11 protein-coding genes and 1 riboswitch are annotated in these 16,530 nt (G+C 47.0%); of the genes, 2 read left to right on the top strand and 9 right to left on the bottom strand.

Translation table 11 applies throughout. The annotated features are described in order from the left end of the window. Positions 1 to 2 precede the first annotated feature (2 nt). Entirely contained in the window at positions 3 to 1,397 is a 1,395-nt protein-coding gene (locus BLS15_RS14235) for an NCS2 family permease (RefSeq protein WP_090512115.1), read from the bottom strand. Positions 1,398 to 1,645: 248 nt separating this feature from the next. Beyond that, positions 1,646 to 1,746, bottom strand: a riboswitch (purine riboswitch). A gap of 387 nt (positions 1,747 to 2,133) precedes the next feature. Here BLS15_RS14235 and BLS15_RS14230 point away from each other — a divergent pair. Beyond that, positions 2,134 to 4,539, top strand: a complete 2,406-nt coding sequence (locus BLS15_RS14230; protein WP_090512110.1) for a S8 family serine peptidase — start codon at positions 2,134 to 2,136, stop codon at positions 4,537 to 4,539. A 116-nt stretch (positions 4,540 to 4,655) separates the two neighbouring features. Here BLS15_RS14230 and guaA read toward each other — a convergent pair whose 3' ends face one another. Further along, on the bottom strand, positions 4,656 to 6,197 hold the full coding sequence (guaA, locus tag BLS15_RS14225) for a glutamine-hydrolyzing GMP synthase (protein ID WP_028533672.1): 1,542 nt from the start codon (positions 6,195 to 6,197) through the stop codon (positions 4,656 to 4,658). Between the two features lie 236 nt (positions 6,198 to 6,433). On the opposite strand from guaA, the gene BLS15_RS14220 reads away from it, so the two are divergent. Next, positions 6,434 to 7,570: a hypothetical protein gene (locus tag BLS15_RS14220; protein WP_090512106.1), complete on the top strand. Its 1,137-nt coding sequence runs from the start codon at positions 6,434 to 6,436 to the stop codon at positions 7,568 to 7,570. 304 nt (positions 7,571 to 7,874) lie between these two features. Here BLS15_RS14220 and BLS15_RS14215 read toward each other — a convergent pair whose 3' ends face one another. The 7 genes from BLS15_RS14215 to tdh all read right to left on the bottom strand — a co-directional run bounded on the left by BLS15_RS14215 (position 7,875) and on the right by tdh (position 16,513). After that, positions 7,875 to 8,840 (bottom strand): ABC transporter ATP-binding protein, encoded by a 966-nt coding sequence (locus BLS15_RS14215; protein WP_028533670.1) that lies wholly within the window; start codon positions 8,838 to 8,840, stop codon positions 7,875 to 7,877. Further along, complete coding sequence (locus tag BLS15_RS14210; RefSeq protein ID WP_090512101.1) at positions 8,833 to 9,816, bottom strand: ABC transporter ATP-binding protein; 984 nt, start codon at positions 9,814 to 9,816, stop codon at positions 8,833 to 8,835. Before BLS15_RS14210 ends, BLS15_RS14215 begins: the two co-directional genes overlap by 8 nt. Positions 9,817 to 9,830: 14 nt before the next feature. Next, on the bottom strand, positions 9,831 to 10,757 hold the full coding sequence (opp4C, locus tag BLS15_RS14205; RefSeq protein ID WP_028533668.1) for an oligopeptide ABC transporter permease: 927 nt from the start codon (positions 10,755 to 10,757) through the stop codon (positions 9,831 to 9,833). Positions 10,758 to 10,769: 12 nt separating this feature from the next. After that, the gene (locus BLS15_RS14200; RefSeq protein WP_028533667.1) at positions 10,770 to 11,726 is read right to left on the bottom strand and encodes an ABC transporter permease; all 957 of its coding nucleotides are present in this window, start codon (positions 11,724 to 11,726) and stop codon (positions 10,770 to 10,772) included. A 72-nt stretch (positions 11,727 to 11,798) separates the two neighbouring features. After that, entirely contained in the window at positions 11,799 to 13,538 is a 1,740-nt protein-coding gene (locus BLS15_RS14195; protein WP_028533666.1) for an ABC transporter substrate-binding protein, read from the bottom strand. A gap of 677 nt (positions 13,539 to 14,215) precedes the next feature. Further along, complete coding sequence (locus BLS15_RS14190) at positions 14,216 to 15,394, bottom strand: glycine C-acetyltransferase (RefSeq protein WP_090512097.1); 1,179 nt, start codon at positions 15,392 to 15,394, stop codon at positions 14,216 to 14,218. 60 nt (positions 15,395 to 15,454) lie between these two features. Beyond that, positions 15,455 to 16,513, bottom strand: a complete 1,059-nt coding sequence (gene tdh, locus BLS15_RS14185; RefSeq protein ID WP_021252224.1) for an L-threonine 3-dehydrogenase — start codon at positions 16,511 to 16,513, stop codon at positions 15,455 to 15,457. Positions 16,514 to 16,530: the final 17 nt, after the last annotated feature.

Below are 16,530 nucleotides of genomic sequence, written 5' to 3'. Positions count from 1 at the left end.
TCTTAGTGGCCGCCCATTGCGACATAGCGGACAATAACCAGTACGAACAGCACCCACATAAGCCAGTGAATCTTATATTTCTCACCCTTGCCGAATACGTTCGCTACGAACGCCAGCAGGACGTAACCAAGAATACCGAAGGAAATACCGTTCGCAATGCTGTACGTGAACGGCATGAATGCAATCGTCATAAATGCCGGAATCCCAATAACCAAGTCTTTGAAGTTAATTTCCGTAACGGCTTGCATCATCAATACGCCAACGACGATAAGCGCTGCTGCTGTAGCTGGACCTGGAATCAATGCAACTGCAGGAGCCAAGAACAGGGACAACAAGAAGCAAATCCCTGTGGTTACAGACGTAAGTCCTGTGCGTCCACCTTCTGCTACACCCGCGGAGCTTTCTACGAATGCAGTCACGGTACTTGTACCAAGTGCCGCACCACCCGCTACCGCAACAGAGTCAACGAACATCGCTTTCCCTACACGCTTGTTGCCTTCTTCACGATTTTTCATGAATCCAGCACGGTTGGCTGTACCAACCAATGTTCCGAATGTATCGAACAATTCAACGAATGTGAACGTTAGAATGATGGATACGATACCCACACCCATGATGCCAGCGAAATCGAACTCGAAGAAGCTCAATTGTGTCAAATCTGGAACCCAGTTTGCACCGTTCAACGAACTGAAATCGACGCGCCCCATCAAAATCGCAGCGACCGTCGTTCCCAAAATACCGAACAAAATCGCGCCGCGTACGTTCAAAATCATAAGAATCGAAATAAGTGCCAAGCCGATGATTGTAAGCAGTACATCAGGATTGGAGAAGCTGCCTAAGCCGAATACTGTTTCAAAACCTTGAAGCGGTGTGAATGTACCCTTAGGAATATCATTCACGGTCTCAACGGACACGGACAACATTCCGCTATTTTTCAAGCCGACAATCGTAATGAACAAGCCGATACCGACTGTAATCGCATGCTTCAGTGCATCAGGAACTGCTTCAAGCAGCATTTGACGTACATGTGTAATCGTAAGCAGGAAGAAGATAATCCCGGAAATAAATACTGCCGTCAGTGCCATTTGCCATGTGATCGGATGTTCCGAGCCAGCAGTCGATACGACGACTGTTGCAAAGTAAGCATTCAGCCCCATCCCTGGTGCCAAGGCAACCGGGAAATTAACGAAGATCCCCATCGCAATGGTGAAAATACCGCCTGCAATAGCTGTTGCAAGAAATACGGGATACCATTCCATGCCGGTCTTACCGAAGGCCGTTAGAATGTTCGGATTAACGGCCAAGATGTACGCCATCGCCATAAAGGTCGTAATACCCGCCATAATCTCCGTACTAATTGTCGAACCGTTCTCCTTGATTTTGAAGAAGCGCTCCATGTGTATAACATCCTCCCCATGACATCTCATGAATGTGTGTTTACTGCTGCTTCTGTTTCCCCCAGTAACCTGTCTAAGCACAAAAAAAGAACTCAGGTTGTTCTCCCGAGCTCTGGCGTGAAAAGAAGTGAGGCATTCCCTACTCGCACTGCCCGCTATATGAATGAATAGCAAGTTCCCATCCTGATATTGCACACAGATTATGGGCAGGCAGAGCGTATAAGACGAATCTTCTAGCTAGATTCATCCGGAAAGCCGTTCCTCTTCGTAGCCAGATCATTTACGGTGATCTCGTAGAAACTCTCAGGCCAATTCCCAAGATTATACGAAAAAGTTGCGTTATTAGGTTATCTACTCACATTGTATAGGCATTCGGCAGGGTTGTCAACGCCATTTCCGAACAATAAACAAAATATCTTATAACTCGTTCGTGTTTTGTGGCGAAAACAAATCAATTTCTCCATTACTGAAATCAACATTCTATGATGTCCCAGCATGCTAGAATTACAAAAAAAATTTTTCTGGAAAATCAAAGTAAAACTATTGAATTAATTCATTATTTTTTATAAAATGGGTTCATACATTTTTACCCAGTTCTGAAACTATTATGATTGCTTTTTACAAATGGTATTCGGGTAAACATGTAAATCTAGCATTTTGGAGGTGAGTTTATACGTTAAAAATGCCAGCTTTGTCAGACTAGACTATACTCTTTTATACCAAGGAGGAATAGCATTTGGCGAACAAAAACAACAAAAAAGTGCTTTCAATGATCATGTCGATTGCCATGGCAATCAGCCTGATGTCACCAGCGGTGTCAGCCTATGAAGGCCCCGCGAACAATTCAACCGAGAAGCTGCTCTATTTGCGAACAGGCACCGTCGATCTCCAGAATGAAAATGAACACTACGGACTGCAGCATGATGAAGAAAGCACGCAACGCCATTTGTACGTTGTTCAATTCAACGACGTCATCACAGATTCCTCCAAACAGCTCTTGCAACAGGCTGGAGCGGAACTCGGAGATTATCTCCCTGACTATGCTTATCTCGTACGCATGAACCCGCAACAAGCCGGCAACCTCGCCACCAACGATCAGATTTACAGAGTCACCCTCTTTCAGCCAGAATGGAAGAACGGCAACCTCGCCACATCCGAAAACACTTCACCAAGCAACTATGTCATCTCAGTATTCAGGGGCAGTGAGGCAGAAGTTGCCCAATCACTTAAGCAGCAAGCCATCCCCGTTACCGATGTGCAAGAAGGCTACATCGAAGCTGTATTAAGCAACGAATCACTCCCGCTCGTTCTTAATCAACCAGATGTCACCTTCGTCGAATCTAAGCCTCAAGAAGAGATCCTCAACGACTTCGTCACGAATCAAGTTGGGGCTGCTACGTCGAATGGCGTATGGAGCAAGGGATTGACCGGAAAAGGTCAAGTGGTTACCGTAGCCGACAGCGGCTTGGATTCCGGTAATCTAAGCACACTCCATAAAGATTTCGAAGGTCAGCTGCATACGACTCCTGTTCCTAACCCCGAAGGAACATGGAAGGATACGATCGGTCATGGCACACATGTAGCCGGTACCGTGCTCGGCACAGGAGCAATGTCCAATGGGAAATATAAAGGCGTAGCCTATGGAGCCAAACTGTTCGCCCAAACAATTGGCTGTGGTGGTACTTCTATCTGCCCAGGCGACCTGCGCGACTTGTTCGGCTCTGCGAAGCAGCAAGGATCGTTCATCCATACCAACTCCTGGGGCGCCAGCAGCTACAGCTACAATTCCAACTCTGCTCGCGCTGATGAATATACGTTCAACAATAAAGACTTCACCGTATTGTTCGCCGCAGGGAACGATGGCAGCGGGAACAACACCATCAATTCACCTGGCAATGCCAAAAACACCATTACGGTTGGTAATCTTCAAAAAACAAATTCGAATCAAATTGCCCCAACCTCCAGCAGAGGATATGCATCAGATGGAAGAGTTAAGCCTGACCTCGTCGTTACTGGTACCTCAATTATTTCTGCTCGTTCTTCAGCCTCAACTAGACCTGCAAATCCAAATCAGTACTACACCAACATGACCGGTACCTCCATGGCTACTCCAGCTGTCGCAGGATCGGCAGCCATCGTTCGCCAATTTTATACCGAGAACAAGCACGTAACGCCTTCCTCGGCACTCATCAAAGCTACGCTCATTAATGGAGCTGAAGATGTAGGCTATGGATGGATGAGCAGAGAAACAGGATGGGGACGCGTTAACCTCGTGAATTCACTTACCCCTACTGACGGAAGAACCAATAGCTTCATCGACAACACCACAGGTATCAAAACAAACGATTCTATCTCCTACCGCGTCAAGGCCGAAGCCGGCAAACCTCTCAAGATATCTCTTGTCTGGAGCGATTACCAAGGTGCCGTTCAAGCTGGCAAGCAATTGGTCAATGACCTCGATCTTGAAGTAAAAACCCCAACTGGCGAACTCTACAAAGGCAACTGCTTCGTACAAAATACAGCTAGCACAAGCTGTTCCAATTATGACCACATCAACAACGTGGAAAATGCATATCTTTCAACTCCAACTACGGGCGAATATACGGTGACCATCAAAGGATACAATGTGCCACAAGGCCCTCAGCCATTTGCATTAGTTGTATCGGGCAATCATTCTTCTATTCTCGGTCAAGGCCCTGAACAACCAGAACCGGTTGTGCTGAAGGCACCTGAGCAGCTGGCTGTAACGGCAGTCACGTATAATTCAGTAAACCTGAGTTGGAGCGATCCGAACACAGGAATTCAAGGCCTTACGTACGAAATCTATCAACAACAGCAAAAAATCGGAACCAGCAGTCAAACCAATTATGCTGCAACCGGTCTGAGTCCAGGCAATACGTATACCTTTACGGTCAGGATCATTGACGGACAAGGCAATGTCTCCCCTCATAGTCAATCCGTAACGGCTAATCTCCCAAATCCGGAGGGGAATACAGATCCATGGCAGGCAGGTAAGGCATACAAGGCAGGCGATCTTGTCTCTTATAATGGTGTGATTTATAAGTGTGTGCAACCGCATACATCTTTGACTGGCTGGGAGCCTTCGAATGTACCAGCACTCTGGTCTCCTGTACAGAAATAGGTAGCCGCCTCATCACTAACGAAGGAAAGTGAACCCTATTTCAATACCGTAACGCAAAAAGGCTATACCGCGGTTAAACGCGGTATAGCCTTTAAATTGTTAAGATTCGAATGGAATTACTCCCACTCGATTGTTGCTGGTGGCTTCGAAGTTACGTCATACACGATACGGTTAACGTTCTCGACTTCGTTGACGATACGTACGGAGATCTTCTCAAGAATATCCCACGGGATACGTGCCCAGTCAGCCGTCATGCCGTCGATGGATGTTACCGCACGGATACCTACTGTGTAGGAATACGTACGAGCGTCACCCATAACGCCGACACTCTTCATGTCCGGCAATGCTGTGAAGTACTGCCAAATTTCATTGTCCAAGCCAGCTTTCGCGATTTCCTCGCGCAAGATCGCGTCGGATTCACGAACGATTGTCAGCTTGTCCTCTGTTACTTCACCCAGTACGCGGATTGCAAGACCCGGTCCTGGGAATGGCTGACGCCATACGATTTCACGCGGCAAGCCGAGCTCTTCGCCGACTTTGCGAACTTCGTCCTTGAACAACGTGTTCAAAGGTTCGATAAGCTTGAACTTCATGTCCTCAGGCAAGCCGCCAACGTTGTGGTGGGACTTGATCGTCTGAGCAGTTGCTGTTCCACTCTCTACGATGTCCGTATACAATGTGCCTTGTGCCAAGAAGTCGAAGTCGCCCAGCTTCGCAGACTCTTCATCGAAGCAGTAAATGAACTCGTTGCCGATGATTTTACGTTTTTTCTCCGGATCAGATACACCCGCAAGCTTGCTCATGAAGCGCTCGCGTGCATCAATTTTGACCACATGCATATCGAACTTGCCGACGAATGTCTCCATTACGCCTTCAGCTTCGCCTTTGCGCAGCAAGTTGTGATCGATGAACATACATGTCAGTTGATCACCAATTGCCTTATGAATAAGTGCCGCTACAACGGAGGAATCTACACCGCCGCTAAGCGCGCACAATACTTTACGATCGCCGACTGTCTCGCGAATTTCTTGCACCTTGTCCTCGATGAATGTTTCCATCGACCAGTCGCCCTTGCATTCGCATACACGGAACAAGAAGTTGCGAATCATTTCATTTCCGTATACAGAATGACGTACTTCAGGGTGGAATTGTACCGCATGGAAACGTTTTTCCGGATGGCTCATTGCCGCAATTGGAGCATGCTCCGTACCTGCGTCAACGCGGAAGCCTTCTGGAAGCTCAACAACCAAGTCCGTATGGCTCATCCATACCGTTTGGTTTGCTTCCAAGCCATGTGCCAATTCACTGCCTGGCTGGAATACAACATCAGCTTTCCCGTACTCGCGCTTGCCTGCACGCTCAACTTTACCCTTCAGCTGATGCGACATCATTTGCATACCGTAGCAAATCCCCATGATTGGAAGACCCAATTCATAAATACGCGGATCTACCATTGGTGAATTTTCTTCGTATACGCTCGCTGGACCGCCAGAGAATACGATCCCCTTTGGATTCAGTTCTTGAATGCGTTCGATTGAAGTATTGTATGGAACCAGTTCACTGTACACGCCCATATCGCGAATACGACGTGCGATGAGCTGGTTATATTGTCCGCCAAAATCGAGGACAACGATCATTTCATGATGTTGCTTTGTCATTGCCGTGCCTCCCTAATACATATTGTCCACTATTATAACGAAATTGAAAAACGTCAGTCAATGTGTTATGTGATCAAGTTTGGATAACTATATAAAATTACTGGTAAAGTGTTATTATTTTTCTTCAATTTGAAAAGTATTCAAGTTATTATAGGATCGAAACAGTAAAATCATGGAACATCAGCCTCTTCCCATAGCGGTAACAGCTGATCCCCCCTAAAAATCGAGGTGTGTATATGCGAAAATCTGTTCATGGTTATTGTGCACTATTGTTGTTTATTTCCCTCTTCATTCCATCTATAAGAACTGTCAGTGCCGAAAATGCTCCATTGCTGTCTCCCCTTCCCAATACAAGCCTTTACTCTCAGCTTTATCATCTGTCAGACGACACAACACTGCTCGTTGAACCCAATTACGAGAAGAATTATTCAACATTGAATGCGATCAATCTGCCACAAGCCAAAATACTGTGGAGCAAGAAATTCCCCGAAATTTATGACGTATATGTCTTGGCCAACCCTACCAAAATCGTAGTCATGACTCGCGATAACGACAACCTAAAGAAAATCGTTCTCGATCAACACGGGAATACATTATCCCAACAATTATACCGTAATATTAAGCTTAATCTGGAATTAAACAGCATTAGCATCAAGGTGAGATGGTCGCCGCCACAGCAGAACATCGAAGAGCAAATTGTCGTACTTGAGCAGAATTATTATAAAAAGAAGTCGATTGCATCCCTTTACTCATCTCCTTGGATCAAGCCTCTCCTCCGTAAAGATATGCGAATCGAACCTGGAAGTTATGAGCATCTAACTATTATGGATATCGCCTTCCGAGCTCCCAATCTGGTCGTCCAGTACGAAGGGTCTGGCATTATGCAATCCCAATTTTTCTATAAGATCATCAATATTCGTAATTCGCAGGAGTCGACAATTCTAATCGAGGGGAATATACAAACCGATTTCGGTGTACAAGATGGAAACCTCATTATAACAACGGAGCATAACAGTATCGGAAGCCCGTTCGGCCCAGATCATAATAAAGGTAATTTGGTGTATGCTGTGTACGATTTGAACACAAAAAAGCAAATTCATCAGCAAGTATCTACCTTCACAGACAATGATACCTTCGGTTGGAATGCTTCCTACCAAGCCGGGAAGATATGGATGCATGATTTATCAGATAGCAAGTGGATCATTACAGATACATTTGGGAAAGCGTTAATTGAGGAACAAACAACTGTATTCCCAGAGGGGGTTGTACGCTTTATTACATACGCCCCTGTCGACAAAAAAGCGTATTTCATCGTGTACAAACACAAAGAAACAGCCAAATTGCTTGCATTGGAAGTCACGGACAGAAACTGATATTGTTCATAAAAATGGAAAATGCCTCGAAGTCGCAATCCGACTGTCGGGGCATTCTATTGGATTTGCGTATCAAAACCAGCCGATTTTCAGCACCGAGAAGGTTGCAAGAACTCTTAGCTGATGCTTCCGTAGCGAGTTTTGCTTCGCAAAACTTGTAAGGAGCAGCGGAATGTAGGCCAACTACATGAGCAGCTGCAATGTTTCCGGCAGGAAACATACGTCGAAAGCATACGCTGTTCGAGAGTGAATGCAAGATTCGATGCCGAATTACCCATTACATTACTTCGTGATCAAAATCGGCTTATACGAGGTGGCAGGCCACTTGATGGTCGTTACCTACATCCCTGAATACCGGAACCTGCTCACGACAAATATCGGTCGCAAACGGACAGCGTGTGTGGAACTTACAGCCAGATGGAGGATTGGCTGGATTCGGAATATCCCCCTGCAGGACGATTCGTTCACGCTTCAGCTTAGGTATCGGAATCGGCACAGCTGATAACAGTGCCTTCGTATACGGATGCAGCGGATTGCGGAACAATTCGTCTCGCGACGCCGTCTCCATCATGGTGCCCAAGTACATAACGCCGATCCGATCACACAGATGCTCCACGACGCTTAGGTCGTGGGAGATAAACAAATACGTCAAGCCGCGTGTCTTCTGCAGCTTGCGGAATAAGTTAATAATCTGCGCCTGAATCGATACATCGAGGGCAGATACTGGCTCGTCTGCAATAATGAGATCCGGGTCTAGGATAAGCGCTCTGGCAATTCCGATGCGCTGACGTTGGCCACCTGAGAACTCATGTGGAAAGCGATCATACTGATAGGCCGATAGACCGCATGCTTCCATAACCTCAAGCACTCGATCCCGAACTTCTTCCTTCGTGGTCATCCCATGATTCAGCAGCGCCTCGCCAATGGCATCGCCGACGCGAACACGCGGATTCAAAGAACTATACGGATCTTGGAAGATGAGCTGCATCTTCGGTCTCAGCTTGCGCAGTTCCTTCTCCTGCATGCCATAGATATCAACCCCCTGAAACTTCACTTCGCCTTCTGTCTTCTCCAGCAAGCGTATAATGGTACGTCCTACCGTACTCTTCCCGCTGCCGGATTCGCCAACCAAGCCGAACGTCTCTCCCCGCTTGATGGTGAAGCTGATATCATCTACGGCCTTCACATGGCCGACGGTTCGATTGAATATGCCTGAGGTGATCGGAAAGTACTTTTTCAAATGCTTCACTTCGAGCAATGTCTCAGCCATGTTGAATTCCCTCCTCATACAACCAGCAAGCAACCTGATGCCGTTCAGCTGTATCCTTCAGCTGTGGCTGCTTCGTTGTGCACACGGACATGCAGCGGTCACAGCGATCATGGAAATAGCAGGACTCAGTCAAAGACAATGGGTTAGGTACCTGTCCCGGAATCGAATACAAGTCATCCTGACGCTGGCCGATGACAGGCTTCGAACGAAGCAGACCTTGTGTGTAAGGATGCTTCGGATTCTCGAACAGCTCGACAACTTCGCCTTCTTCCACGATCTTGCCGGAGTACATCACGATTACGTAATCAGCGATTTCTGCAACGACACCAAGGTCGTGGGTGATGAGCAGAATAGACATATTCGAATCTTCTTTGATTTGACGCAGCATATCCAGAATTTGCGCCTGAATCGTTACATCAAGTGCCGTCGTCGGTTCATCCGCAATGAGCAGCTTCGGATTACAGGACATCGCGATTGCAATCATAATCCGCTGCAGCATGCCCCCGCTCAACTGATGCGGGTAACTGTCCAAGATCTGTTCTGCACGAGAGATTCCAACCAGCTCTACCAGCTCACGAGCCTGAGCTCGCGCATCCTTCTTCGATAGCTTCATATGCACCATGAGAGGCTCCATAATCTGCTTGCCGATCGTAAGCACCGGGTTCAGAGAGGACATTGGCTCCTGGAATATCATCGCAATATCGTTACCACGGATTTGGCGCAGCTCTTCCTTCGGAATGTGGAGCAGATCCTTGCCACCGAACTGAATATTACCGTTCACCACTTTACCTGCTGGCTCTTCGACGAGCCCCATTATGGACATTGCGGTTACACTTTTGCCGCAGCCCGATTCGCCGACGATGCATACGGTTTCCCCTTCACGAATACGCAGGCTAATATCATTGACTGCCTTAACTGCCCCTGCTTCGGTATAAAAATAAGTACTGAGATGATCAATTTCGATTACATTTTTCATCAACTGTCATTCCCTTACTTCTTCTGTTTAGGATCGAGAACATCTCGCAAACCATCGCCAAATACGTTAATAGCGATTACTGTAGTAAAGATAGCAACCCCGGGCGGTATCCATAGCCACGGACGCTTCTCAAAGTCCATAATGCTGTTCGCCGCCTCAATCATATTCCCCCACGTAGGAGTTGGAGGCAGTACCCCCAGACCGAAGAAGCTGAGTGTGGATTCGCTCAATATCGCTCCGCCCGTACTTAAAGTAGCAGCTACGATAATAAGAGGTGCAATATTCGGAATCATATGGTTGAAGAGCTTGCGCTTGTCATCAAGCCCAAGCACAATTGTCGCCTGCATAAATTCTCGTTCGCGAATACTGAGCATCTGGCTTCTCACCAGTCGTGCTAATCCAGGCCAGCCTATAAAGCTGAGTATAATCATGATGAAATACATACGATATTCCGTTGGTACCTTCCACTCGGACATCAAAGCCCCCAGTATGAACAAGATCGGCATGCTCGGAATTGTCAGCAGCAAGTCAGCAATCCGCATAATTACTTGATCGACAACACCACGATAATATGCCGCAACCGCACCGAGAATTGAACCTATAAATACGGAGATAATCATTGATGCAAAGCCTACAGTTAATGATATGCGCCCGGCTTGCAGCAGCCGTGTCAACACATCTCGTCCGAGCCCGTCTGTACCGAGCCAATGCTTCATCGAAGGTGCTTTGTTCATCATAGCCAGATTGCTCTTGCCATCCACATATGGTGAGAATAGTGGTCCGATGAAACAAGCCAAGAACATAAATATGAAGAAGAACAAGCCGAATACGGCCAGTTTATTTTTTAATAGTTTGTGAAATGCTTGACGCCATAGAGACGTTCGTGCCGCTGCTGGCACCGTCCGCTGAACCTCTGTTACCCCGCCGGTAATGGAAGACATGATGGAACCCCCTTAATGCAATCTGACGCGCGGATCGGCGACTTTATACAATACATCGGAAATAAGTGTGCCAATTATCGTCAAGATAGCAATGAACATCGTAAAGCCCATGAGCAGCGGATAGTCCCTCGTACCGAAGGATTGCATGTACAACTGCCCGATCCCAGGCCAGTTAAAAATTTTCTCGATAATCATCGAACCACCGAACAATCCTGGAAGTTCAAATCCCACCAGGGTGATTGCTGGAAGCATCGCATTGCGAAGCGCATGCCGATACAGCACCACTCGCTCCTTCATCCCCTTTGCTCTAGCTGTCCGAACATAGTCCTGCCGAATAACGTCAATCATGTTGCTGCGGAAATATCGAGTTAATGAACCTACTCCGAGCAATACCATTACTGCTACCGGCATCACCATATGATCCACGACTTCCCATACATGAGCCATCCCTGTAGCATTGCTTCCTGTTGTAATCATTCCTCCGGGAGGCAATATCTTCAAATCAACTGCGAGCAGCTTAATCAGATACAATCCGATAAAGAACGATGGAATGGACATCGCAGCAAATAAAAAGACCATTACGGCCGTATCAAAGAAGGAATACTGCTTGTACGCCGATACAACCCCGATAATAACCGCCAATAGCCATGTGAAAAAGGTAGATACAATGGCTAGCAAAAACGAATTCCACACATAATCATTAAACAGCGTCACTACAGGCTTCTGCTGTGCAAGAGAATATCCAAAATTGCCATGGAACGCATTGGTCATCCAGTTCCAATACCGCTCCAGCACCGGTTGGTTAAGACCATATATGGCCCTGAGCTCCTCCTTCCGTTCAGGCGACAGCTTCGTATTTCCCGCCAAAAAATCACCTGGCATCATTGCAAACAGCACAAAAATAAATAAGGATGCGGCAGACAAAATGAGGATCATGTACAAAAGTCTTCGCAGTAAAAAGTTACTCATGATCGCACTCCTTTTGGAAGTCATTCGCCCCTGGCTGCGAATGAAGATGCAGGCCAGGGGCTCCAATAATCATTATTTCAATTCCCAGTCAAACACGCTTCCAGCTACGCCAGTCAGCGGAGTAACCTTCAAGCCATGGATGCGTCCGTTGTAGGCATATACGGATTTGCGATAGCTTGCGAAGATGTAAGGCATATCATCGTTCAACACTTGGAACAATTCTTTATAGATTTTCTTGCGCTCTTCAATATCCGAGGTTGCCAAGCCCTTCTCGTACAACTCCTTCACCTTCGGGTTGTCATAGCCCTTTACTTCACCGTTCACGAAGCGGCGAACGCCATCCGCAGGATCCACCAGAACTGGCGTTGAGAAGGAAGCAATGTCGTAATCGCCACTGTCTGATTTCGCACCAAGTGCGTTGAAATCTGCGAACAGCTCTGGCTCAAATTGAACCCCTATCGCTGCGTAATTTTCCTTCGCAATCGTTACGAACAAGTCATTCCCCTTACTCTTGGAACCGATAAAGTGGAGTTTCAGCTTTTGCCCGTCCTTCTCGCGAATGCCGTCGCTACCAGGTTTCCAGCCAGCTTCGTCAAGCAATGTTTTTGCTTTTTCCGGATCATAGTTGTATGGGTTAATTCCCTCTTCTGTATATGCCCAAGAAGTTGGTGAACTTGGGATGTTCGCCACTTGACCTGCGCCTTGGTTCGCATCTACGTAGATGGATTGGCGATCCAGTCCATAAGTCAATGCCTGACGAACGCGCTTGTCTTTGAACGTGGCGTGCTCGTGGTTAAATGCCAAGAAGCTATAGTTGCTGGATATAACCGGAACGAGATTCAAGAAGCCCAAGGATTTCAGCTTCTCAATATTTTCTTGTGTTGCCGTGAAGGAACCGTAATCCTGCTCACCTGTCTCGATGAACTGCCACGTATCGCCCTCCGTTGTTTTGTATATGAAATGCTCAGTCTTTGCCTTGCCCTTATAATAATTTTCGTTAGCGACAAAGCGAACCTCTTGCCCAGGAATAAACTTCTCAAGCTTGTATGGGCCTGTTCCAACCGGATTCGCATGCAAATTTTTGATAAAGTCCTGAGATTGACCAGGTTTGTAATCTTTGCCGTAGTAAGCTTTGGACAACACATCCCCGCCAAGAACCGTCAACGCTTGAGCATTTCCTTTTTCCAACGTGACGGAAATTGTATTGGCGTCGATGACCTTAATACCAGAAATGGAAGTTGCTTTGCCTTCTTTGAATGCCTTTGCCCCTTCAATACCAATGATGGACAGATCCTCCTCACCGGAGTAACCCTTGTCATTTACCAGTGTCCATGTGAACGCAACATCATCCGCCGTAATCGGTGAGCCGTCACTGAACTTCAAGCCTTGGCGCAAATGGAACGTAAATGTTTTTCCATCCTCCGTAATCTCCCATTTCTCGGCCAATCCTGGAATCGGCAGTCCCTTCTCGTCATTCGTAACGAGTGGAGTGTACAGAATGGAGGACACGTTGCCGTCATACCCGCTCTGCTGGAAGTAAGGTGTAAATGCACCGCTCGGATCTACCAATCCGACAATGATCGTATCGGTACGCTTCTTCGCTTGTTCTGGGAGCTTCGACATATCCGAAGCACTAACCGGTTCTGTCAACAAATCCGCAGGAGGCGTCGCGGTCTCTCCCGAACTGGAGTTGTTGGATGACACCTGACTTTGTCCTTGGTCTGCAGGTGCGGCACTGTCATTCGAGCAAGCTGCCAGAAGCAAGCTGCTAGCCATCGTTAGAGATAAAAGAAGAAGCAATGTTTTCTTCATGTTGACCCTCCTGAAATGAACAAGTATATTATCGACTATTCCTATAAGCTCAGTAGGAATTTCATAGGCCTAATTATAGTCCAGTGGTAAATTTATGTACATAGTAAAAATGGTTCAATTTATGATCAATAAGTCGGATTTTCCGTATATTTACCACATATTCCTGTAAAAACTTCCGTTTAATCTAAATATCTCTTTATTACACTGATTATCTAACTCGTTAATGAAGAAAAAGCTATCTGCTCAAAAGCATAGTTGTACGGCGATGATGTCAGAGCGGTGACGCTTGGTCATGTGATGGGGTATCGTTCTGTTACCATAGGGATTTTCTATATTTCTGTAAAAAAATTAATAAATATACATTTTAGAGGTATCGCTAACTCTCCGAGGGATTGTCCACCATATAAAGTCAAAAAACACTGTTATTCCACGGTTCATGAACATAAAAGACGACTTTGAAATAGAGACAAAACACCTATCATTCACGTGCATATGTATGTATTTCTATGTATTATACTGCATAGATCCGAAGATTGATAGTTATTTTTTTACATTAAGATTCCGGTCATTAGGCTGCGACTAGTCTCAACGGTTCAGCTATATATAGCGCTTACATTTAGAAAATATTCAAAGAAGCTTGCAGATATGCCTAAGCATATCTACAAGCCTCCTCAACCTTACAATATTCCAAATTCAGTGCCAACCTTCTTCAACACATCTCGTGCAAACTCCAAATCATCAGCTGTATGTTGTGCGGTTACAATTAATCGAACCCGGCCACGCTCTAGCGCTACAGTCGGATATACAATTCCTTGCGCACATATCCCTTCTTCCAACAATCGCTGTGAGAAGGCCATCGTTCGTGCCGGATCACCCACAATAATCGGGATAATCGGCGTCTCACTCTCTCCGGTATCGAATCCGTCTGCCTGCAAGGAAGCACGGAATGAATTCGCGTTGGTCCACAGCCTCTCCGTCAGCTCCGGTTCACGCTGCAGAACGTCGATGGCTGCCAAGCATGTTGCCGCGACAGAAGGTGGAAGCGCCGTGCTGAATAGGAACGAACGCGCCGTATGGGTTAAATAGTCCTTCAACACTTGAGAGCTGGCCACATATCCCCCAACAGCTCCAATCGCCTTGGACAAAGTACCTACTTGAATATGCACCCGGCCATGCAGCCCAAAATGATCGGTAGATCCCTTGCCGCATTTGCCAAGCACGCCGCTTGCATGCGCATCATCGACATAGACAAGGGCGTCATACCGTTCAGCCAGCTCTACAATACTCGGCAGTGGGGCAATATCCCCATCCATGCTGAATACGCCATCTGTTACCACAATCCGTTGACGATACGAGCCGGATTCCTTGAGTACGTCTTCAAGCTGATCCATATTTTTATGCGCATAAATGCGTTTATTGGTTTTCGTTAGGCGGATGCCATCAATAATACTCGCATGGTTCAATTCATCACTGATAACCACATCATCCGGACCAAGAATAGAAGATAGCACACCTAGATTCGTCGTAAAACCAGACTGGAATACAAGTGTAGCCTCCGTCCCCTTGAATGCCGCCAAGCGCTGCTCCAGTTGGTCATGAATGTCGAGAGTCCCCGTAATCGTTCGTACCGAGCCTGCCCCTACTCCATAGTCTTCAATCGCCTCAATGGCAGCTTTCTTAAGGGCTGGATGCTTCGTCAATCCCAAATAGTTGTTCGAAGACATTTGCAGCACACGGCGACCATCCTGTAACGTCATCCAAGAATCGGAGCCCCCCTCCCATACAGTGAGCGGCCGATACCGTCCTTCTGCCTTCAGGCTCTTCAGTTGACCCTCGATTACTTCAAATCCTGCCATTAGTCCAACCTCCCGAATTAGATTACATATTGAATCATTTGAATCCTTCACCTAAGGAACCTATATTGCTCGGTTAAGGTCATGCGAGAATACAATTTTCCCACATTTCCCAGACGCCATTAGCTCAAATGCTTCTTCATACTGATCCAGTCGGAAATGATGCGTAACGAGCGGCTCTAAATTCAAGCGGCCGCGATTGAGCAGACCCTTGATCTGATACCAAGTATCGAACATGCGCCGTCCTGTAATCCCTTCAATATGCAGACCTTTGAAAATAATATCTCTTGCCAAGTCAAATGGTACTTCCTCTGTAGGAATACCAAGCAGAGATACGCGAGCAGCTTGTGCAGCCGCTTTCAAAGCATCGCGGATCGCCCCAGGATGACCGGACATTTCCAGCACGACCTCTGCGCCCTCACCGCCAGTATGCTGCATTAAGGTGTCGACAAGCGGCTCCTCCGCACTATTAATGATGACATCAGAGCCCATCGCTTTGGCCATATCCAATCGGTACGAATTCACATCTACAGCAATTACAGTTCCGCTTCCGCAGGCCTTCGCTACCGCAATCGCCATCAGTCCGATCGGTCCGACGCCGATAACCGCTACACTCTTGCCTACGATATCGCCGGACAACGCAGCCTGCACCGCATTGCCGAGTGGATCCTGCAAGCATGCAATATGCGGCGGAAGCTTCGGATCGTTATGGATGACATTGCTGTCTCGAACGACTGCATATTCCGCGAAACAGCCTGGTATCGTTATGCCGAAGCTGCGTGTGTTCGCGCACACATGCGCATTGCCCGTACGACAAGCCTTGCACATCCCACAGACCACATGCCCTTCGCCTGACACATAATCCCCTGGCTTCACATTCGTCACTTCATTGCCAACGGCAGTAACTACGCCTGCGAATTCATGACCGAACACATTAGGTGTAACAACGGTCCGCGCAGCCCAATCATCCCATTTGTAAATATGAACATCCGTACCGCATATCGAGGATGCCTGCACCCGAATGAGTACGTCATGGGGGCCATAGACAGGTATAGGTACCTCTTGTAATACTGCTCCAGGCTTGCGCTCTGCCTTCACTAATCCGATCATCGTTTGGGTCATAAACTGATTGCCCCTTC

The organism is Paenibacillus sp. cl6col, from assembly GCF_900102125.1.
Taxonomy (GTDB): Bacteria; Bacillota; Bacilli; order Paenibacillales; family Paenibacillaceae; genus Paenibacillus_B; species Paenibacillus_B suaedae.
The sequence above is the reverse complement of the archived record's forward strand: the minus strand, read 5'-3'. Positions and strand labels throughout refer to the sequence as shown.